Annotated in this window: 15 protein-coding genes; 11 read left to right on the forward strand and 4 right to left on the reverse strand. The window is 73.7% G+C overall.

Annotated elements, in window-relative coordinates; all coding sequences use genetic code 11:
• Positions 1-9: 9 nt before the first annotated feature.
• A complete protein-coding gene (locus tag WMF43_RS32975) occupies positions 10-639 on the reverse strand; it encodes a hypothetical protein (protein WP_437670889.1) in 630 nt (209 codons plus the stop codon).
• A 160-nt stretch (positions 640-799) separates the two neighbouring features.
• Positions 800-2,212, reverse strand: coding sequence for a penicillin-insensitive murein endopeptidase (locus WMF43_RS32980; RefSeq protein ID WP_437670890.1), 1,413 nt, complete (start codon positions 2,210-2,212; stop codon positions 800-802).
• Positions 2,213-2,302: 90 nt separating this feature from the next.
• Here WMF43_RS32980 and WMF43_RS32985 point away from each other — a divergent pair, with 90 nt between their 5' ends.
• From WMF43_RS32985 to glmM, 7 genes are all read left to right on the forward strand, one after another.
• Positions 2,303-3,304 carry a 2-hydroxyacid dehydrogenase gene (locus WMF43_RS32985; RefSeq protein WP_437670891.1) on the forward strand — a complete coding sequence of 334 codons (1,002 nt, stop codon included), beginning with the start codon at positions 2,303-2,305 and terminating at the stop codon, positions 3,302-3,304.
• Positions 3,305-3,468: 164 nt separating this feature from the next.
• On the forward strand, positions 3,469-4,227 hold the full coding sequence (locus WMF43_RS32990; protein ID WP_437670892.1) for a CoA transferase subunit A: 759 nt from the start codon (positions 3,469-3,471) through the stop codon (positions 4,225-4,227).
• Positions 4,228-4,249: 22 nt separating this feature from the next.
• Positions 4,250-4,915 (forward strand): CoA transferase subunit B, encoded by a 666-nt coding sequence (locus tag WMF43_RS32995; RefSeq protein ID WP_437670893.1) that lies wholly within the window; start codon positions 4,250-4,252, stop codon positions 4,913-4,915.
• Positions 4,916-4,926: 11 nt separating this feature from the next.
• Complete coding sequence (accD, locus tag WMF43_RS33000; RefSeq protein ID WP_437670894.1) at positions 4,927-5,784, forward strand: acetyl-CoA carboxylase, carboxyltransferase subunit beta; 858 nt, start codon at positions 4,927-4,929, stop codon at positions 5,782-5,784.
• Positions 5,781-7,154 carry a bifunctional folylpolyglutamate synthase/dihydrofolate synthase gene (locus tag WMF43_RS33005; protein WP_437670895.1) on the forward strand — a complete coding sequence of 458 codons (1,374 nt, stop codon included), beginning with the start codon at positions 5,781-5,783 and terminating at the stop codon, positions 7,152-7,154. The genes accD and WMF43_RS33005 overlap by 4 nt, the downstream gene beginning before the upstream one ends.
• A gap of 83 nt (positions 7,155-7,237) precedes the next feature.
• Positions 7,238-8,293, forward strand: a complete 1,056-nt coding sequence (locus WMF43_RS33010; RefSeq protein ID WP_437670896.1) for an SDR family NAD(P)-dependent oxidoreductase — start codon at positions 7,238-7,240, stop codon at positions 8,291-8,293.
• Between the two features lie 257 nt (positions 8,294-8,550).
• Positions 8,551-9,990 carry a phosphoglucosamine mutase gene (glmM, locus tag WMF43_RS33015; RefSeq protein WP_437670897.1) on the forward strand — a complete coding sequence of 480 codons (1,440 nt, stop codon included), beginning with the start codon at positions 8,551-8,553 and terminating at the stop codon, positions 9,988-9,990.
• 192 nt (positions 9,991-10,182) lie between these two features.
• On the opposite strand, the gene WMF43_RS33020 is transcribed toward glmM, so the two are convergent.
• Positions 10,183-11,184, reverse strand: a complete 1,002-nt coding sequence (locus WMF43_RS33020; protein WP_437670898.1) for an ATP-binding cassette domain-containing protein — start codon at positions 11,182-11,184, stop codon at positions 10,183-10,185.
• Positions 11,181-12,608, reverse strand: coding sequence for a sigma-54-dependent transcriptional regulator (locus WMF43_RS33025; protein WP_437670899.1), 1,428 nt, complete (start codon positions 12,606-12,608; stop codon positions 11,181-11,183). Before WMF43_RS33025 ends, WMF43_RS33020 begins: the two co-directional genes overlap by 4 nt.
• A gap of 362 nt (positions 12,609-12,970) precedes the next feature.
• On the opposite strand from WMF43_RS33025, the gene WMF43_RS33030 reads away from it, so the two are divergent.
• The 4 genes from WMF43_RS33030 to WMF43_RS33045 all read left to right on the forward strand — a co-directional run bounded on the left by WMF43_RS33030 (position 12,971) and on the right by WMF43_RS33045 (position 19,190).
• Positions 12,971-15,805 (forward strand): carboxypeptidase regulatory-like domain-containing protein, encoded by a 2,835-nt coding sequence (locus WMF43_RS33030; protein ID WP_437670900.1) that lies wholly within the window; start codon positions 12,971-12,973, stop codon positions 15,803-15,805.
• Between the two features lie 124 nt (positions 15,806-15,929).
• Positions 15,930-16,655 carry a hypothetical protein gene (locus WMF43_RS33035; RefSeq protein ID WP_437670901.1) on the forward strand — a complete coding sequence of 242 codons (726 nt, stop codon included), beginning with the start codon at positions 15,930-15,932 and terminating at the stop codon, positions 16,653-16,655.
• Between the two features lie 66 nt (positions 16,656-16,721).
• Positions 16,722-18,044, forward strand: a complete 1,323-nt coding sequence (egtB, locus tag WMF43_RS33040; RefSeq protein WP_437684137.1) for an ergothioneine biosynthesis protein EgtB — start codon at positions 16,722-16,724, stop codon at positions 18,042-18,044.
• A 144-nt stretch (positions 18,045-18,188) separates the two neighbouring features.
• Entirely contained in the window at positions 18,189-19,190 is a 1,002-nt protein-coding gene (locus WMF43_RS33045) for a glycosyltransferase (protein ID WP_437670902.1), read from the forward strand.
• The last annotated feature ends 15 nt before the right edge of the window (positions 19,191-19,205 follow it).

The raw sequence follows: 19,205 nt of genomic DNA on the forward strand, positions 1-19,205 counted from the left end.
TGCGCGGGGTTACAGGGGCGGCCGGCTGCGCCGCATCACGCTGACCGTGGCGGTCGGCTGGTGCTCGGGGCAGCCGGTGCGGCCGGCGCGGCTCGGATCGAAGTCGATGCGGAGGCAGGTCTTGCAGACGCAGAGGTAGGCGTCGTGGAACTCACGAAAGTTCAGGATATCCGCCGCCAGTAGGCTGAGCACGATGTCGCTCAGCGGATCCTCCGCGCGCGGACACGGCTCCCAGACGCCGGGGTCTCCGGCGCAGCGCACGCGCCCTGCGGCGACGGCGGCGGAGAGGAAGCGGTCGTCCGAGGCCGGCGGCATGAAGGCCCGGAGCGAGGTGAGCACGCGGAGCCGCGCCGCGTCGACGAGCTCCCCGAGCTCGGCCTCGTCCGTGCCGGGCGGGGCCGAGGGATCGAGCGCCACCGGCTGGGAGAAGCCTTCGGTCACGCTGGTGGGGCGGCGCGGCATCCGGCCGATCGCCACGAGGTGCTTGTCGAACCAGGCCGCGAGCGCCGGCGCGGTGCGCGGCGGCTTGTCGATGAACGTCAGCGCCGCGAGGAGCGCGCGCCGGTCGTGGCCGCTGGACACGAGGGAGGGAGTGGATGGGAGCGTGGGAACCGAGGTGTGCGAGTCTGCTTGCCGCATGAGCACCCCCTATCCGTCCCAGTCTGCATGAGGTCTTCTGCCCGGGTCTAGACGACAAAATTCGTGGATGCGAGATTACGGGACTTCCTGTAACGCCAGGCGTCACCCGCCCTGAACTGGCGGGCGATGAGCCGGAGCGCGGCGCCGGGGTGCGGGAGGCTCAGTCGGTGATCTTGAGCGCGCCGCTGTCGTCCAGGGCGCCGCTCGCGTCGGCGCCGTCCGAGTCCGCCTCGACCTCCTCCTGGGACGCGGATGGCCGAAGAAACGACAGATCGAGGCCGCCGAGGGGCTGCTGCGCGGCCGCGCGCGCCGCCGCGAGGGGTATCGCGTCTGCGGCGCTCGCGCGGAGATCGCGGCGGTTCGCGCTCGAGTCGCGGCGCCCTGCGCCCGGATCGCGGCGCTCTGCCGGCCCCTCGCGGCGCTCTGCCGGCCCCTCGCGGCGCGGGTCCGCGGGGCGCGCGCCCTCTCGCTTCACGGGGCCCTGCCGGGTCGAGCCGGCCTCGCGCGGCCGCTCCGGCGCCGGGGCGGCGGGCGCCTTCCCGGGGATCGCGGCGGGCGTCCGGAGCGCCTTCGGCGACCTCGCCGCCCTCGCGAGCCGCGCGCGCGTGCGGAACGACGGCGCGTTCTTCGCGAGCTCGATGCAGCTGCCCCGCATGGCGCGGGGGCAGGAGATGCGCACGTGCATGTGGTCGTCGTGCGGCTCCGCGCCGGTCGGCTGCATCATCGCGAGCTGGGCGCGCACGACCAGCGCGCGGGAGACGCCGATCCGCTTCGCGTGGGCGATCAGCGCGGACCGCAGCGGATCGCTGATGAAGATGTGGCTCACGTGGGCGCGGGGATCCGTGAGCAGGTGCTGCACGAGCAGCCAGTTGCGCGCCACGTCGAACCGCGCCCCGGGCACGGTGGTCGAGGCGAGCCCGGCGTTGAACCGGAGGAAGGTGCGCGCGTGGGCCTGCCTGCCGCGCGCGTCGAGGGCGTAGAAGCCGAGGTCGACGTCGCGCCCGCTCTCGTGGGAGCCATGGCGGTGGACCTCGCCGCCGCGCTCGCGCGACAGGTCGCCGACCTCGAGCACGGCGCCCGGGTAGCGCCGGGCGACGCCGCGCGCCGCGCGCTCGACCATGCCGACGAGCGCCGGCAGCCCCCAGCGGACGTCGGCGTGCGCGTAGGCGGGCACGACGCGGATGTCCTTGCGCGAGGTGTCGAGCCGCACGCCGCCCTCGAGGCGCCCCTCATTCGGGTGGCCGACCGACGAGGCGGGCGTCCGGGGCGCCGCCTTGGCCGCCGCGGGCTCGCGCGATCTCGGGCCGGCGCCGGCGCGGGGGCGGTGGGCCTTCTCCGGCGCGACCGTGAGGTGGGCGCGCGGCGCGGCGGCTCGCCCACGGGCGGCCGCGCCGCCGGATGGACCGGACGCGCCGGCGCGCGCGCGGGCGGGTCCGGCGGCGCGCGCGCGGGCCGGTTCGGCGGCGCGCGCGCGGGCCGGCGCGGCGGGCGCGTCCGGCGCGGCGGCGGCCGTCCGGAGGTCGGAGATCGAGAGCGCCAGGATCGCGAGCAGCACGGGGAGCGGTCGGGGCACACCGGTGCGTTACGGAATTTCGTCGGGGAGGGCCAAGAAGGCGGTGCGCCCGCCGCGCGCCGGCTACCGTGCGTGCCGAGAGGACCCCCCATGAAGATCGCCGTCTTCGACACGCAACGCTACGACCGCCAGGCCCTCGAGGAGGCCAACCGCGGCCACGGCCACGAGCTCGCGTTCTTCGAGCCGCGCCTCGTCCGCGAGACGGCCTCGCTCGCCACGGGCTTCGACGCCGTCTGCTCCTTCGTGAACGACCAGCTCGACGCGGCCACGCTCGAGCTCCTGCGCCGCGGCGGCGTCCGCCTCGTGGCGCTCCGCTCCGCCGGCTTCAGCCACGTCGACCTCGCGGCCGCCGCGCGCCTCGGCGTGCCGGTGGTCCGCGTGCCCTCGTACTCGCCGCACGCGGTCGCCGAGCACGCCGCCGCGCTCGTCCTCGCGTTGAACCGCAAGATCTACCGCGCCCACGCGCGCGTCCGCGAGGGCAACTTCTCGCTCGACGGCCTCGTCGGCTTCGACCTGGTCGGCAAGACCGTCGGCCTCGTCGGCACCGGGCAGATCGGCGCCGCCGCCGCGCGCATCTTCCGCGGCTTCGGCTGCGCCGTGCTCGCGTTCGACGCGCGCCCCGACGAGGCCCTCGCGAGCGACGTCGGCCTCCGCTACGTCTCGCTCGACGACCTCTACCGCGACGCCGACATCGTGTCGCTCCACGTCCCCCTCTCGCAGGGGACGCGCCACATCATCGACGCCGCCGCGCTCGCGAAGATGAAGCGCGGGGTCATGCTCATCAACACCGGCCGCGGCCCGCTCATCGACAGCAAGGCGCTGATCGACGCGCTCAAGACCGGGCAGGTCGGCGCGGCCGGCCTGGACGTCTACGAGGGCGAGGAGGGCATCTTCTTCCACGACCTCTCGAACCAGGTCCTCAAGGACGACGTCCTCGCCCGGCTGCTCACCTTCCCGAACGTCCTCATCACCGCGCACCAGGCGTTCCTCACGCGCGAGGCGCTCGCCGCGATCGCCGAGACCACGCTGGCGAGCGTCACCGCCTTCGAGCGCGGCGAGCCGCTCAAGAACGAGGTCCGCGCGCCGGCGTGACGCCGCGCCGGCCCGACGACACCCGGACGACACACGCGGCGCGGGGAACCCCGGGACAGGCGTGATGCCGGCAACGCGCCGTCGAGCCCTACCGCGTCGCGTCACGCGGGGGCGGCAGCGGAGGCTTTTGCCTCGGGGCCAGTTGGGCTACCTCTCGTGCGGCCATGGACAAGGTCTACAAGAGCGCGCGGGAGGCGGTGAAAGACATCCCCGCCGGCGCCACGATCCTCGCGGGCGGGTTCGGCCTCTGCGGCATCCCGGAGAACTGCATCGCCGCGCTCCGCGAGCTCGGCACGAAGGATCTCGTGGTCGTGTCCAACAACTGCGGCGTCGACGGCTTCGGGCTCGGGATCCTGCTCCAGAACCGCCAGATCCGGAAGATGATCTCGTCGTACGTGGGCGAGAACAAGGAGTTCGAGCGGCAGTACCTGAGCGGCGAGCTCGAGGTCGAGCTCACGCCGCAGGGCACGCTGGCCGAGCGCATCCGCGCCGGCGGCGCCGGGATCCCCGCGTTCTACACCCCGACCGGGGCCGGCACCGCGATCAGCGACGGCGGGCTCCCGGTGCTCTACAGCCCCGACGGCACCGTCAAGCGGTACTCCGAGAAGAAGGAGGTCCGGCGGTTCGACGGCCGCGACTACGTGCTCGAGCCGGCCATCCGCGGCGATTACGCGATCGTCAAGGCCTGGAAGGGCGACCGGTTCGGCAACCTCGTCTATCGACACACCGCCAAGAACTTCAACCCGATGATGGCGATGGCGGCGAAGGTGACGATCGCCGAGGTCGAGCAGATCGTCGAGGTCGGCGCGCTCGACCCGGATCACATCCACACGCCGGGGATCTTCGTGCACCGGATCTTCCAGGGCGAGCGCTACGAGAAGCGGATCGAGCGGCGCACGACGCGAAAGGCGCCGGCGGCCTAGCCGCGCGGGGACAGGGGACACGATGGGACTCACGCGGGAACAGATCGCGCAGCGCGCCGCCCTGGAGCTCAGGGACGGCTACTACGTGAACCTCGGCATCGGCATGCCGACGCTCGTCGCCAACTACATCCCCGCCGGGATCGAGGTGGTGCTGCAGAGCGAGAACGGCCTGCTCGGGATCGGCCCCTACCCGCTCGAGGGCGCCGAGGATCCGGACCTCATCAACGCCGGCAAGGAGACGGTGACCATGCTCCCCGGCTCGGCGATCTTCTCGAGCGCCGAGTCGTTCGCGCAGATCCGGGGCGGCCACATCGACCTCGCGATCCTCGGCGCGATGGAGGTCTCCGAGAAGGGGGATCTTGCGAACTGGATGATCCCCGGCAAGATGGTGAAGGGGATGGGCGGGGCGATGGACCTCGTGGTGAGCGCGAAGCGCGTCGTCGTCATCATGGATCACGCGGCCAAGAACGGCGCGCCGAAGATCCTGAACGAGTGCGCGCTGCCCCTCACCGGGCGCGGCGTCGTCCACCGCATCATCACCGATCTCGCCGTGCTCGACGTGACGCCCGAGGGGCTCGTGCTGCGCGAGGTCGCGCCCGGCGTGAGCGCCCGAGAGGTGCAGGAGAAGACACAACCAACCCTCCGGGTCCCCTCCGACGTGAAGGAGATGGACCTCCGGAGCGCCTGAAGGTTCGCCCGATGACCTGGCCCGAAAAGACCCTGCCGACGACCGACGCGAGCGAGAAGCGCTCGCTGGGAGCGGGCGTATTCCGTCGCTGCGACGAATGCGCGCACACGATCGACGCCGCCGAGCTCGCGCGCACCTTCGAGGTGTGCCCGCAGTGCGGCCACCACCACAAGCTCGACGCCGACGGATGGCGCCGGCTCCTGCTCGACGACGGCGAGCTCGCGCAGTGGGACGATCACCTCGTCCCGAACGACCCGCTCGGGTTCAGCGACGGCAAGAGCTACCGGGATCGCGTCGCCGCGCTCCACAAGAAGATGCGCGCGCGGGAGGCGATCGAGATCGGCAAGGCCAGGCTGAGCGGCCGCGACATCGCCTACGGCGCGTTCGTCTTCGCGTTCATGGGCGGGAGCATGGGCTCCGTGGTCGGCGAGAAGATCACCCGCCTCTTCGAGCGCGCGACGCGGGAGGAGCTGCCGGTGGTGCTCCTCCAGTCGTCGGGCGGCGCGCGGATGCAGGAGGGCATCCTCTCGCTGATGCAGATGGCGAAGAGCGTCGCCGCGCTCGAGCGCTACCGCAAGACGCGGCTGCCGTTCATCTCGGTGCTGCTGCACCCGACCACGGGCGGCGTCGCGGCGAGCTTCGCCTTCCTCGGCGACGTCAACATCGCCGAGCCGAAGGCGCTCATCGGGTTCGCCGGCCCCCGGGTCATCGAGAACACGATCCGGCAGACGCTGCCGGCGGGCTTCCAGCGCGCCGAGTTCCTGCTCGACCACGGGATGGTCGACGCCATCGTGCCGCGCCTCGAGATGAAGGCCTGGCTCTCGACGGCGCTCCAGCACCTCGCGGGCGGTCGCCGGGCGCGGCGATGACCTCGGCGGCGCCGCGGCTCCCGGCCTTGCTCGAGGCGCTGGGGCAGCGGGCGCCGCGGGGGATGGTGCTCGGGCTCGACCGGGTGCGCGAGGCGCTCGCGGCGCTCGGCGACCCGCACGCGGCCGTCCCGGCGGTGCACGTCGCGGGCACCAACGGCAAGGGGAGCGTGTGCGCGATGGTCGAGTCGGCCGCGCGCGCGGCCGGGCTCCGCACCGGCCTGTACACGTCCCCGCACCTGTCGCGCTTCGCCGAGCGCATCCGCGTCGAGGGGGAGCCGATCGGCGACGCGGCGCTCGAGCGCGCGCTCTCGGCCGCGCTCACGCAGGTCCCGTCGCCGCTCACGTTCTTCGAGGCGCTGACCGTGGCCGCGTTCGTGGCCTTCCGCGACGCGCAGGTCGACCTGGCCGTGCTCGAGGTGGGCCTCGGGGGGCGGCTCGACGCGACCAACGTGCTCGCGGCGCCGCTGTGCACGGCGATCACCTCGATCGCGTTCGACCACGAGGCGATGCTCGGCCCGACGCTGGCCGACATCGCCCGGGAGAAGGCGGGGATCCTGAAGCGCGGCGCCCCGGTCGTGCTCGGCCCGCTCTCGCCGGAGGCCGACGCCGCCATCGAGGCGGTCGCGCAGGCGGCCCACGCGGGCCCTCGCTTGCGCGTGACGCGGGCCGATGACGACGCGGAAGGCGACGCGGCCCCGCACCTCGGCGCGACACGCGCTGGGGGCGGCGCACGCGCGGGCGAGATCGTGGTCGGGCGGGCCCAGGCCGGCGGGCGGGCCGTGCACATCGCCGGACCGGGTGGCCGCGCGCTCGAGGTGGCGCTCGGCCTGCGCGGGGCGCACCAGGCGGAGAACGCGGGTGTTGCCTGCGGCGTCGCGTGGCAGCTCGCTGATCGGTGGCCAGAGATCGAGCGGGCGCTGCCGGTGGGGCTCGCCGGCGCCCGCTGGCCCGGTCGGCTGGAGCGGATCGAGACGAGCGCCGGCCGCGTCCTGCTCGACTGTGCGCACAACCCGCACGGCGCGCAGGCGCTCGCGGCCTGGCTCGACGAGGAGGGCCCCGGCGCGGCGCACACGGCGCTCGTGTTCGGGGTGATGGCGGACAAGGGGTGGGGCGAAATGCTACAGACGCTCGCCCCGCGCGCGCAGCGGCGGTTTTATGTGACGCCGAAGGGCCGCGACGCCGCGCCGCTCGAGGCGCTGCGGGCGATCGCGCCGGGCGAGCCGATCGGTGACCCGCACGCGGCGGTGGCGCGGGCGCTCGAGGGGTCGCCGCCCGGCGGGCTCGTCGTGGTGGCGGGCTCGATCTACCTGGTCGGCGAGGTGCGGTCGGCGCTGCTCGGCGTCACGCCGGACCCGACCGTGGCGCTCTGAGCGGGGGCGGCGCGCGCGATGTGCAGCGCTCGCCGCGGGGACCGCCGCGCCGCGCTGGCACGGGCGATGCCGGATCCCGCGGCATGGCATCCAGAAAACGACGGCGTTCGCCGGTGCTCTTCCCTGCGGCAGGCCTCGGGGCGGCCGCGATCGCGCGGACCGCGTTCCGGGCGCTGCGGCGGCTCAACCTGCACGGTCGGGTCGTCATCATCACGGGCGGCGCCCGCGGGCTCGGGCTGCTGCTCGCCGAGGAGTTCGGCCGGTGCGGCGCCCGGGTGGCGATCACCGGCCGCGACGCCGAGGCGCTCGATCGGGCGGCGCGTCGGCTGCGCACGCTCGGCGTCGAGGTGCACGCGGCGGCGTGTGACCTCGGCGACCGGGCCGCGGCCGAGGCGTTCATCGACGGCGTGGTCCGCGCCTTCGGCCGGATCGACGTGCTCGTCAACAACGCCGGCGTGATCCAGGTCGCGCCGATGCAGGACCTCCGCGTCGAGGAGCTCGACGAGGCGATGCGCTCGAACTACTGGAGCGCGGTCCACGCGACGCTGCGGGCGCTCCCGCACCTCCAGAAGCAGGGGCGGGAGGGGCGCGTCGTGAACATCGTGTCGATCGGCGGGCGCGTCGCGCTGCCGCACCTGCTCGGGTACAACGCGTCGAAGTTCGCGATGATGGGCTTCTCGGAGACGATCCAGGCCGAGCTCTCGCGCGGCGGCGCGGACGGCCCGCGCGTGACGACGGTGATCCCCGGACCGATGCGCACGGGCTCGATCTACAACGCCGAGTTCGGCGGCGACGAGCCGCGCGAGTTCGGCTGGTTCGGGCTGGCGTCGTCGCTGCCGATCGCGACGATCGACGCGCGGCGCGCGGCGCGGCGGGTGGTGGCCGCGGCGCGCGAGGGGCGCGGCGAGGTGAAGCTCGGGCTGTCCGCGCACCTCCTGAGCTGGGCGCACGGGGTCGCGCCCCAGACGACCGTCCGGCTGATGGGCTGGGTCAACGCGCTCCTGCCGAAGCCGCAGGGCACCACGGGGACGACGCGGGGGCGGGATCTGCGAGCCCCGGCGCAGAGGTCGGTGTTGCTGCGCCCGAGCAACGAGGCGGCCCGGCGCAACAACGAGGCGCCGCCGGAACAGGCGCGGTGAGCGCAGGAGACCGAACGCGCGTGGAGCCCACGACGCGCGCGTGGTGAGCCCACGGCGCGCGCTTGGTGAGCTGCCACGCCGCCGAGGCGCGGCGCGCTGCCGCGTGGCTGAAACATGGTGAGCCGACGAGGCGCGGACGCGGTGCGGCGAACGTCACGACGCAGCGACCGCGCCGTGCCAGGTCGCGATTGGCCGTAGGCCGTCTTGGCAAAGGTTGCTAAGGGTGGTCTCCTCAGCCCCAACTACAGAGAGGGACCGTGCCGAAGCACACGAAGAAAGATCATGAGACCGCTCCGTCGGCGACGGGCGAGCCGCAGAAGCAGTCGTCAGGCCGCAAGCTCTTCGGCACCGACGGGGTGCGCGGCGTGGCCAACCAGCCGCCGATGACGCCGGAGATGGCGCTGCGGCTCGGGCGCGCGATCGCGTTCGTCGCGAGCCGCGGGAAGTCGCGGCAGGTCCGGGTGGTGATCGGGAAGGACACGCGGCTGTCCGGCTACATGCTCGAGACCGCGATCGCGTCCGGCGTGTGCGCCATGGGCGGGCGCGTGATGCTGAGCGGGCCGATCCCGACGCCGGCCGTCGCGCAGATCACGCAGAGCATGCGGGCCGACGCCGGGGTCGTGATCAGCGCGAGCCACAACCCGTACCAGGACAACGGGATCAAGATCTTCGGGCCCGACGGCTACAAGCTGCCCGACGCGGAGGAGGAGGAGATCGAGCGGCTCATGGAGAGCCACGAGCTCGACGAGGCCCGCGTCGTGGGGGCGGCCATCGGCAGCGCGGTGAAGCTCGACGACGCGCGGGGGCGGTACGTCGTCTTCTGCAAGAACACGTTCCCCACGGCGCTGTCGCTCGACGGCGTGAAGATGGTGGTCGACGCGGCGCACGGGGCCGCGTACCGGGTCGCCCCGTCGGTGTTCACGGAGCTCGGCGCGCACGTGACCGCGCTCGGCGTGAAGCCGAACGGCCGCAACATCAACCGCGACACCGGCGCGCTGCACCCGGAGCACGTGAAGGCGGAGGTGCTGAAGCGCGGCGCGTCGATCGGCATCGCGCTCGACGGCGACGCGGACCGGGTGATCATGGTCGACGAGCGCGGCGAGGTCGTGGACGGCGACGCGATCATGGCGCTCTGCGCGCTCCGGATGCTGCGCACCGGCAAGCTGCCGCGGAACACGATCGTGACCACGGTGATGTCGAACCTCGGCCTGGAGCGCGCGCTGAAGTCCCAGAACGGGCACGTCGTGCGGACGGCGGTCGGGGACCGGTACGTCGTGGAGGCGATGCGGAACGGCGGCTACTCGTTCGGGGGCGAGCAGTCGGGGCACCTCATCTTCCTGGACCACGCGACGACGGGCGACGGCATCGTGGCGGCGCTGCAGGTGCTCGCGATCATGGTCGAGGAGGACAAGCCGCTGAGCGAGCTCGCGTCGAAGGCGATGCAGCGGGTGCCGCAGGTGCTCGAGAACGCGACGTTCGTGACCCGGGTGCCGCTCGACAGCATGCAGCGGACGCGGCTCATCGTGGACCGCATCGAGAAGACGCTCGGGGACCGGGGGCGCATCCTCGTGCGGTGGAGCGGGACGGAGCCGAAGCTGCGCGTCATGGTCGAGGGGGAGGACGCGGCGGCCATCGGGGCGTACGCGCTCGAGATCATCGAGGCGGCCAAGCAGGACGTCGCGGGGGCTACGGCGTAGGGAATTCCGGTGGCTCGGCCCGGGGAGGGGGTGATCGCCGGGTGGGGCGGGGGCCCCGCCGAACTCGCCTTGGACAGTGCGCCGGAGGCGCACTGTCCAAGGCTCAGACACGGCCCATCCCCCGCCCCACCCGGCGATCACCCCCTCCCCGGGCCTACGGAATTTATAAGGTCGCGGGGGTAGCGGACGCGGCTAGAGCGCGCGGCGCATGAAGAGATCTTCGAGGGTCTCGCGGCGAGGGGTGACCTCGACGATCTGCGCGCCGGCGGCGAGGGATTGCTCTAGCACCTTGTGCACGTGCGCCTCGCCTTGCACGTCGACCACGGCGACGTCGCCGCGGCGCGAGGTCGCGAAGCCCATCGTGGCGAGCTGGGCGAGCAGGGCGTCGGTGGCGCCGGCGAGCGTGATGTCGGTGCGCAGGACGTCGCCGCGGAGGAGCTGACGGATCGCGCCGCTCACCACCACCTGGCCCTCGCGCAGGATCGCCACGCGGTCGCACATGGCCTCGACGTCGCTGAGGATGTGCGTCGAGAAGAAGATCGTCCGGCCCTGGTCGCGCTCCGCGAAGATGAGATCGCGCACCTCCTTGCGACCGACCGGGTCGAGGCCGCTCATGGGCTCGTCGAGGATCAACATCTCGGGGTCGGAGACGAGCGCGGCGGCGAGGCCCGTGCGCTGGAGCATCCCCTTCGAGAGACGGCGCACCTGGCGGTCGGCGGCGTACGCGATCTTCACCTGGTCGAGCACCTCCGCCGTCCGGCGGCGCAGCGGGGCGCCGGACATCCCGGAGAGACGGCCGCAGAGCTCCACGAACTCGCGGGGGGTGAGGTAGGGGTACACGTACGGGTTCTCCGGCAAGAAGCCGATCCTCCGCCGCGCCTCGGGCGACGGCACGCGCGCGCCGAACAGGTACGCCTCGCCGCCGGTCGGGGCGATGAGGCCCGTCAGCATCTTGATCGTCGTCGTCTTGCCGGCGCCGTTCGGGCCGAGGAAGCCGAAGATCTCGCCGCGGCGCACGCCGAAGCTCACCCCCTTCACCGCCTCGACCGCCTTGCGGCGCAAGAAGCCCACCCGGAACGTCTTCAAGAGGCCGCGGACGTCGATCAGCAGCTCGCCGTCCGCCGCCCCCTCGCCGGGGACAGGCGGCGCAGCGCGGCCGTCGCTCCGCTCGGCCGTCGTCGCGGCCCCGATCATGCGCCCTCCTCGCCCTCGTGATGCTCGCCGAGCGGCGCGTCGCCCGGCCGCGACCGGCCGCGCGCGCTCACCGCGCTGTACTCGTGCAGCTTGTACTGGATCTTGCGCGGGCTGATGCCGAGGATCGTCGCCGCCTTCGAGGTGGAGCCCTTGCACGCCTCGAGCGTGCGCAGGATCGCGTAACGCTCCAGGTCGTAGATGGTGCTCCCAGGGATGCGCGGCATCGCGTCCACCGCCTCGGCCGGCTCCGACGACATCTGCACCGGCAGGTGGCGGAGCTCGATGCGCGGGCCGTCGCACAGCACCGCCGCGCGCTCGATCGCGTTCTCCAGCTCGCGCACGTTGCCCGGGAACGCATAGCCCGTCAGCGCCGAGAGCGCCTCGTCCGTGAACCCCTCGATGCGCTTGCCGTTCTCCTGCGCGTAACGGCCCAGGAAGAACGTCGCGAGCTCGGGGATGTCGCTCCGGCGCTCGCGGAGCGGCGGGATCTCGAGCGTGACGACGTTCAGGCGGTAGTAGAGATCCTCCCGGAACAGGCCCTCGGCGATGCGCTGGCGCAGGTCGCGGTTCGACGCGGCGAGGATCCGCACGTCGACCTTGAGCGTCTCGTTGCCGCCGACCCGCTCGAACGTCCGCTCCTGCAGGAAGCGCAGGAGCTTCACCTGCGTGGCGAGCGGGATCTCGCTCACCTCGTCCAGGAACAGGGTGCCGCCGTTCGCCTGCTCGAAGCGGCCCTCGCGGCGGCCGACGGCGCCGGTGAACGCGCCGCGCTCGTGGCCGAAGAGCTCGCTCTCCAGGAGCGACTCGCTCAGCGCGGCGCAGTTCAGCCGGACGAGCGGCGCCTTCGACCGCGGGCTCGCGCGGTGGATCATCTCGGCGATGAGCTCCTTGCCCGTGCCCGTCTCGCCCACGATCAGCACGCTCGCGCGGCTCGGCGCCACCTGCTCGACCAGCCGGAGCAGCTTCGCCATGCTCGCGTGGCTCGCGATCACGTGGCCGAACGCGTTGCGCTCGCGCAGCCGCTCGCGCAGCCGCGAGTTCTCCTGGAGCAGCCGCGCCCGCTCCACCGCGCGCTCGACCACCACCGCGAGCACCGAGAAGTCGAGCGGCTTCGTCAGGTAGTTGTACGCGCCCTTCTTCACCGCCTCGACCGCGCTCGAGATCGTGCCGAACGCGGTCATCACGACGAAGGTCGCGTCGGGCAGCGCGACCTGCGCCTTCTCCATCATCCGGATGCCGTCGAGCCCCGGCATCTTGAGGTCGGTCAGGACCACGTCGGGCGCGAACTCCTCCAGCTTGCCGAGCGCCTTGAAGCCGTCGGCCGCGGTCTCCGTCGTGTACCCCTCCTCGCGGAGGATCTCCGAGAGCGCCGCGCGCGCGTTCGCCTCGTCGTCGACGATCAGGATGCGCCCCCGGGATGCCATGAGCGCTTTCCTAGCATGCGCCTTCGCAGAAATGGGCCCGGCTCGGCCTCCCGCCTCGGCGCGGCCGGGGCGCGGTCGGGGCGTCGGCACGCGCTGGCCGAGCACGTTTGCGACCGGGTCGCCGGCGCGGCGGAGCGCCGCCCGCGCCGCGCCGAGAGGCGCGCGGGAGCGCCGGGCGATCGGGCGAAGGCGTGCGGGGACGCCGCGCGGATCGCGCTGCGCGGGGCCGTATGGCGCGGCTCTGCCGCTGTCGAAACCGCTGTTTCGCGTGCCGCCCGGAGTGATACAACGGGCCGCGCGCGAGGTCTCTGCCGTCCCGATTGGCGGGCGTTTCCTTGATCGGCCTCGCGGACCGAGGCTCGATGCATACGCTTCTGAAGGTGTTTGCCGACAGGCCCAGGCGCGCTGCGCTCACAGCGCTGCCGCTCGTCGGCGCTCTCACGCTGGCGGGCGCTGCCGGAGCGCAGCAGCCGCAGCCGCCCTTCGGACCGCAGCCGCCTCCTGGCCAGCCGACGCCTGGGCCTTTCGGACCTCAACCGTTCCCCGGCCAGCCCGGCCCCTTCGGGCCGCAGCCGCCCCCGGGCGACGCCCCGCCGACGCAGTTCGGGCCGCAGCCGCCCCCGGGCGACGCCCCGCCGACGCAGTTCGGGCCGCAGCCCGGCTTCCCGGGCGACGGCGCGACGCAGTTCGGCCCGCAGCCTCCGGGCGGCCAGGCGCCGGACGCGAGCTTCTCGTTCGGCGCGCAGGCGTCCGCGGGTGATCAAGGCGCCCAGGCGAGCGCGACGGCGACGAGCTCCGCCGCGCTGGACGAGCAGGCGCGCGCCCTCTCGCTCATCGAGCAGCCGAACCTGTGGGGCTCGACCGGCCTGCTCAGGACGTCGTACGCGGGCTCGGGCGCCCCGGGGACCTTCCGGGTGTCGTTCCTGCTCGACTGGTTCTCGACGAGCAACTTCCTCTGTGATCCGAGCGAGTCGACGCCCGCCGGCGAGCCGATCACCTGCGGCCCCGACGCGCAGCCGGACTCGGCGAGCCACGTGGGGGCGTTCTTCGCGCTGAACGCGACCCCCCTGCCCTTCCTCGAAGGGTACGCGTCGATCCGCACGTTCGCGAACGCGAACGATCAAGGCCGCCCGCGGCTCCTTCAGGTGCTCGGCGACACGACGCTGGGCGTGAAGGGGTTCACGCCCACGAAGATCGGCAAGTACTTCACCTTCGGCGGCGAGGCGCAGCTGCTGCTCTTGAACGGGACGGGCGACGTCGGCCTCGCCGGCGGCGGCACCAGCGCGGCGTTCCGCGGGCTCGCGTCGCTCGATCTGCGCAAGCCGGACGGCAAGGGGTTCCCGCTGCGGGTGAACCTGAACCTCGGCTACAAGCTCGACAACTCCGGCATCGTCGTGAGGCAGGTCGAGGAGGAGCGGGCCAAGGCGTTCCGGGACGGCCGCGAGCGGCAGCCGATCTCGCGCATCGAGCGGTACGGGCTCGGCATCAACAAGGTCGACTTCTTCCAGACCTACCTGGGCGTCGAGGTGCCGCTGCCGAAGGTGCAGCCTTACCTCGAGTACACGCTCGACATCCCGGTGAACCGGCAGGGTTACGAGTGCCACACGAGGAGCGTGGCGCGCGGCGACGTCTGCCTCGGGCTCGACGATTTCTCGTCGCCCGATCCGCAGAACCAGGGCGGACCGGGGTACGCGGCGGTGCCGTCGCGGCTGTCGATCGGCGTGCGGGCGACGCCGTTCGAGAAGGCGTTCCGCGGGCTCTCCGGGCACGCGGCGTTCGACCTCGGCCTGTCGGCGACGTCCGTGTTCATCGAGGAGGTCGCGCCGCAGGCGCCGTGGACGCTCTATCTCGGGATCGCCTACGCGTACGACACGAAGCAGAAGGAGCCGCCGCCGGCGCCCGCGCCGCAGATCATCAAGGAGCCGCCGCAGCTCGTGCCGGCGCCGCAGAGCTTCGCCCGCGGCTTCGTGCACGAGCAGAACAAGCCCGACGCGCCGGTGGCCGACGCCATCGTGACCGTCGAAGGCGTCGCCCAGCCGCCCTACGCGACCGGGCCGGACGGCCGCTTCCTCACGCGGCACCTCGAGCCGGGGACGTACACCTTCAGCGTCCGGGCGAACGGCTACAAGCCGGGCACGTGCCAGGCCACGATCTCCGCCGGCGGGGCCGCGCCCGGACAGCCCGGCGCCTTCGGGCCGCAGCCGGGGCAGCCCGATCCCTTCGGCGCACCGCCCGGACAGCCCGGCGCCTTCGGTCCGCAGCCTGGGCAGCCCGGCGCCTTCGGACCGCAGCCGGTGCCCTTCGGCCAGCAGCCCGGGCAGCCTGGCGCCTTCGGACCGCAGCCTGGACAGCCTGGCGCCTTCGGACCGCAGCCTGGCGCCTTCGGACCGCAGCCTGGGCAGCCCGGCGCCTTCGGACCGCAGCCGGCGCCCTTCGGCCAGCAGCCCGGGCAGCCCGCGCCGTTCGGGCAGCAGCCGGGGGTTCCCGGCGCGGCGCCGATCCCGGCACAGCCGCAGGGGCCGACGTTCGTCGATGTCGATTGCTCGCTGGAGGCGCTGCCGAAGACGGGCAACATCGTCGGGACCGTGAAGGACGCCGAGAGCGGCGATGCGGTCGCCGGCGCGACGATCCGGCTCACCGACGCGGCCGGCCGTGAGCAGACGGCGACGACCGACGGGAGCGGCGCCTTCCGCTTCCCCGACCTGCCGGCCGGCGCGGTGACGCTCAAGGTCGAGGCGCAGGGCTACATGAACCACGTCAACCAGGCCGACGTCCGGACGAGCGAGGACACGCGCGCCGCGCTCACCGTGAACAAGCGGCCGAAGGTCTCGCTCGTGAAGGTGCAGGGCAACGAGATCAAGATCTCGCGGCAGATCCACTTCGAGACCGACTCGGCGAAGATCCTCGGCGACTCGAACGCGCTGATGGAGGAGATCGCGGACGTGCTCCAGCGCAATCCGAACATCCGCAAGGTCGAGATCCAGGGGCACACCGACAACACGGGCGGGCGGGAGCACAACCAGACGCTCAGCGAGGCCCGGGCGAACTCGGTGCGGACCTGGCTGATCCGGGCCGGCGTGGACGGCGGGCGCCTGCAGGCGAAGGGCTACGGGCAGGACCGGCCGGTCGCGCCGAACGTCACGCCCGCGAACAAGGCCAAGAACCGGCGCGTGCAGTTCATCATCCTGGAGAAGTGAGCCCGGGCCGCCGCGCAGCGCGCGGCCCCGGCGCGAGGGCCGCCGCGCAGCGCGCGGCCCCGACGGGAGCGCCGCGCGCCCGGCGTCGCTTGTCGGCGCGACTGCGTTGCGATAGCGGAGGCGCATGAGAGAGCGGGTCGTCGTGGTCGCGCTGGCCATGGGGATGGGGTGCGCGGCGCCCAGCCCGGCGCCGGACGCGCGGCCGGCCGAGAGCGCCGCGCCGGCAGGGAGCTCCGCGCCGGCAGGGAGCGCCGCGCCGGCGGCGAGCGCTGCGGCCGGGGCGGCGGCGCCGCGGCCGGGCGAGGACGCGGGCGCGCCGGAGCCGCCGGCGCGGGATGCAGGCGCCGGCGCGGCCGCGGGCGGAGAAGCGGCGGACGGCGGCGCCGAGGCGGACGCAGCGGCGGCCTTCGCGGCGGACAACAAGATCAAGCCGCCGCTCGAGAGCGAGGAGCTCACGGCGCGGGCGCAGGGGCTGTTCGACGCGATCGTGAAGAACGAGCCGGCGCTGGCCGACCCGTTCTGGTTCCCCAAGGAGCCGTTCATCCCGCTCAAGGACGTGAAGGACCCCGGCAAGTACTGGGACAACCTCCACGCGGCCTACGTCAACGACGTGAAGGCGACGCACCGGAAGCGCAAGAGCTGGGAGGGCGCGCGGTTCGTCGGCTTCGAGGTCGGCTCGACGCCGAAGTGGGTGCCGCCGGGCGACGAGGTCAACAAGATCGGCTACTTCCGATCCCTCCACGGCAAGCTGAAGTACGAGATCGACGGCAAGCCGGCGAGCCTCGACGTCCACACGATCATCTCGTGGCAGGGCCGCTGGTACATCACGCACCTCGGCAAGTTCAAGTAGCGAAAGGCGACCGCCCCCCGCGCGGCGCGGCGAGCCCGCGCGCATCGGGAGGACCAGGGGAACGTGATGGAGCAAGCAGAGCGCGGCGCGAGCGGGCTGAGGGCGCGGTACGACGCCGTCCGGGCGTTCACCGAGGCGCTGTGCGCGCCGCTCTGCCCCGAGGACTACGTCGTCCAGTCGATGGCGGACGCGAGCCCGGTGAAGTGGCACCTGGCGCACACGACCTGGTTCTTCGAGACGTTCGTGCTCGGCCAGAGGGCCGGCTACGCCCCCTTTCATCCGCAGTTCGGATACCTCTTCAACTCGTATTACGTGAGCGTGGGAGAGCGGCACAGCCGGCCGCGGCGAGGCGTCCTGTCGCGGCCGACGGTGGAAGAGACGTACCGCTACCGGCGCTGCGTGGACGAGCGGATGCGCGGGCTGCTCGGCGAGCTCGACGCGGGCCTCGCCGGCGACCTCGCGTTCGCGATCGAGGTGGGGCTGCACCACGAGCAGCAGCACCAGGAGCTGATCCTGACCGACCTGAAACACGCGATGGCGCAGAACCCGCTGCGCCCCGCGATCTACCCCGGCGCGCGCGCGGGCCGGTCGGGCGGCGCGGCCGGGGAGCTCCGCTACGTCGAGCACGGCGAGGGCGTGCGCTGGATCGGCCACGAGGGGGCCGCGTTCGCGTTCGACAACGAGTCCCCGCGGCACCGCGTGTTCGTGGGCCCGTTCGCGCTCGCGGATCGGCCGGTGACGTGCGGGGAGTACCTCGCGTTCATGCGGGACGGCGGGTACTCGCGGCCGGAGCTGTGGCTGTCGAGCGGCTGGGACGCCGTCGTGGCGAACGGGTGGGAGGCGCCGCTCTACTGGGAGCGCCAGGGCGGCGGGGTGCAGCTGTTCACGCTGCACGGGCCCCGCGAGGTCGACGTGGAGGAGCCGGTCTGCCACGTGAGCTACTACGAGGCCGACGCCTATGCGCGGTGGGCCGGCGCGCGGCTGCCGACGGAGGCCGAGTGGGAGACGGCGGCGCGCGAGGCGCTCGCCGGCGAGCACGGGGCCGCCGGCGGCGGGGCGCACGGCGAGGCGACGCGTCACGGGAACTTCGCCGACCGCGGGCGCTACCACCCGGAGCCGCCGGGCCCTCCGCCGCGGCAGGGCGCCCCGCGGCAGCTCCTCGGCGACGTGTGGGAGTGGACGTCGAGCGCGTACGCGCCCTACCCCGGGTACCGCCCGTGGCCCGGCGCGCTCGGCGAGTACAACGGCAAGTTCATGAGCAACCAGCTCGTGCTCCGCGGCGGCTCCTGCGCGACCCCCGAGACGCACGTCCGCGCGACGTACAGGAACTTCTTCCCGCCGGACGCGCGGTGGCAGATGAGCGGCATCCGGCTGGCCCGCGACCTCTGACGCCGGGCCGCGGCGGCGGCCGGCGATCTCGGACGCGGTCCGCGGAGGCGGCCGGCGGCCGGCCCGGCGCGGCGGCGGCCGCCGCGCGGGCGGCGTGAGCCCCTTCTCCTGGACGCTGCGGCGCCGCGCCGCCATCGTCTCGGCGTGGCGCCGCTCGTCTCCGTCTTGCTCCCCTACCGGCAGGCCGAGGCGACCATCGAGGAGGCGCTGGAGAGCGTGCTCGCCGAGCGCGACGTCGACCTCGAGGTGATCGCGGTGGACGACGGCTCGACGGACGGCGGTCCGGCCCGGGTCGCGCGCATCGCCGGGCGCGACCGCCGCGTGCTCCCGGTCGCGACGGGCGGCGTGGGGATCGCGCGCGCGCTCGCCCGGGCGGCGGGAGCGGCGCGCGGCGAGCTCCTCGCGCGCATGGACGGCGATGACCTCTCGGTCGACGGGCGCCTCGCGCGCCAGGTCGAGGCGCTCCGGCGAGATCCGCGGCTCGCCGTCGTCGGCGCCCGCGTCGAGGCGTTCGCGGCCGGGCCGGTGGGCGAAGGCATGCTGCGCTACGTGGCGTGGCTGAACTCGATCGTCACGCCCGAGGAGCACGCGCGGGAGATGTTCGTGGAGTCCCCGCTCTGCCACCCGTCGGTGATGCTGCGGCGGAGCGCGCTGGAGCAGGTCGGCGGCTTCCGGGAGGCCCCGTGGGCCGAGGACTACGACCTGTGGCTGCGCCTCGACGCCGCGGGCGCGCGGATGGCGAAGATCCCGGAGCTCGGCCTGCGCTGGCGGCACCGCGAGGGCCGCGCGACGTTCGCGGATCCGCGGTACGCGATCCAGCGCTTCCTCGAGGCGAAGGCCCACTACCTGGCGAGCAAGCTGGGACGGGCGCGCCCCGTGGCGGTGTGGGGCGCGGGCAAGACCGGCCGGCGGCTGGCGAGGGCGCTCGCCGGGAACGGCGTGCGGCCGGAGCGGTTCGTGGACATCGATCCGCGCAAGATCGGCCGGATCGCGCAGGGAGCGCCGATCGTCGACCCGTCGGCGCTCACGCGCGGCGCGCAGACCGTGGTGGTCGCCGTGGGCGCGCGGGGCGCGCGCGCGCTGATCCGCGATCACCTCGCCGGGCGCGGCTTCGTCGAGGGCTCCGACTATGTGTGCGCCTCGTGAGCGCGCGCCCGGCGA

The organism is Sorangium sp. So ce131 (assembly GCF_051519095.1).
Taxonomy (GTDB): domain Bacteria; phylum Myxococcota_A; class Polyangia; order Polyangiales; family Polyangiaceae; genus Sorangium.

Coding starts and splice junctions, on each gene's coding strand:
- WMF43_RS32975 (WP_437670889.1), bottom strand. CDS start 639: ATGCGGCAAGCAGACTCGCACACCTCGGTTCCCACGCTCCCATCCACT.
- WMF43_RS32985 (WP_437670891.1), top strand. CDS start 2,303: ATGAAGATCGCCGTCTTCGACACGCAACGCTACGACCGCCAGGCCCTC.
- WMF43_RS32990 (WP_437670892.1), top strand. CDS start 3,469: ATGGACAAGGTCTACAAGAGCGCGCGGGAGGCGGTGAAAGACATCCCC.
- WMF43_RS32995 (WP_437670893.1), top strand. CDS start 4,250: ATGGGACTCACGCGGGAACAGATCGCGCAGCGCGCCGCCCTGGAGCTC.
- accD (WP_437670894.1), top strand. CDS start 4,927: ATGACCTGGCCCGAAAAGACCCTGCCGACGACCGACGCGAGCGAGAAG.
- WMF43_RS33005 (WP_437670895.1), top strand. CDS start 5,781: ATGACCTCGGCGGCGCCGCGGCTCCCGGCCTTGCTCGAGGCGCTGGGG.
- WMF43_RS33010 (WP_437670896.1), top strand. CDS start 7,238: ATGGCATCCAGAAAACGACGGCGTTCGCCGGTGCTCTTCCCTGCGGCA.
- WMF43_RS33020 (WP_437670898.1), bottom strand. CDS start 11,184: ATGATCGGGGCCGCGACGACGGCCGAGCGGAGCGACGGCCGCGCTGCG.
- WMF43_RS33025 (WP_437670899.1), bottom strand. CDS start 12,608: ATGGCATCCCGGGGGCGCATCCTGATCGTCGACGACGAGGCGAACGCG.
- WMF43_RS33030 (WP_437670900.1), top strand. CDS start 12,971: ATGCATACGCTTCTGAAGGTGTTTGCCGACAGGCCCAGGCGCGCTGCG.
- WMF43_RS33035 (WP_437670901.1), top strand. CDS start 15,930: ATGAGAGAGCGGGTCGTCGTGGTCGCGCTGGCCATGGGGATGGGGTGC.
- egtB (WP_437684137.1), top strand. CDS start 16,722: ATGGAGCAAGCAGAGCGCGGCGCGAGCGGGCTGAGGGCGCGGTACGAC.